1 protein-coding gene is annotated in these 664 nt (G+C 62.5%); it reads right to left on the reverse strand.

Annotated elements, in window-relative coordinates:
- Positions 1 to 174: 174 nt before the first annotated feature.
- Positions 175 to 543, reverse strand: coding sequence for a hypothetical protein (locus tag EN969_RS34045; RefSeq protein ID WP_063169151.1), 369 nt, complete (start codon positions 541 to 543; stop codon positions 175 to 177).
- Between the last annotated feature and the right edge of the window lie 121 nt (positions 544 to 664).

A 664-nucleotide genomic window follows, 5' to 3' on the forward strand; every position in this document is an offset into this window, starting at 1 on the left:
GGGCTGGATCAGCGCGCGCCAAGGCCTCTCAATCCCGAACAAAGCCTGTTGCTGGAATGCTATCTGGCCGGTCAGGTTCCGGAATCGGCCTGGAACGACTACGTCTTCGAAACGCCCGATCTTGCCCGGCATGCCGCGGCACGGCGCAGTCACCATTGAGCCGGCGGCGGGTGCCTACTTGGGAGAGGCGAATTGCAACGTGAACACGTTGCCGGCGATGCCTTGCGCCAGTTTCGCTGAGAAGGTCAGGGGCAGACAATTCTGCAAGGCGGTCGTTGCGGCGTCGACAAAGGACTTCTTCGCCTTGGCATCGCCTTCCACCTTGATGGCTGTCGGCCTCGGTGGGCCGATCAGCGTGCCGTCCCGCTTGAAGCTGAAGCTCAAGGTGACGCTGGCGGTTCCCGCTCCCGCCGGCGGTGTCCAGCAAGCCTGGATCGCGGCCCCGACATCGTCCATCGTGTTGAGTTCAGCTGCACTTGACGCATGAACAGCGCCCGCCAGCACCACGCCCGCAACCGCAATCCGTCTCGCAACGCTTTTCATCGCCAGCCCTCACGCCTGACCACGGTCCATCTGGGACGCTCAATGGATGGTAGGGCCAACGTCGGCAATGGCAATATCTCTCGGCAAACTTGACGCCGAAAAAGCGACACCTGACTGGGCT

This window comes from Mesorhizobium sp. M7A.F.Ca.CA.003.01.2.1 (assembly GCF_003998945.1).
Taxonomy (GTDB): domain Bacteria; phylum Pseudomonadota; class Alphaproteobacteria; order Rhizobiales; family Rhizobiaceae; genus Mesorhizobium; species Mesorhizobium ciceri.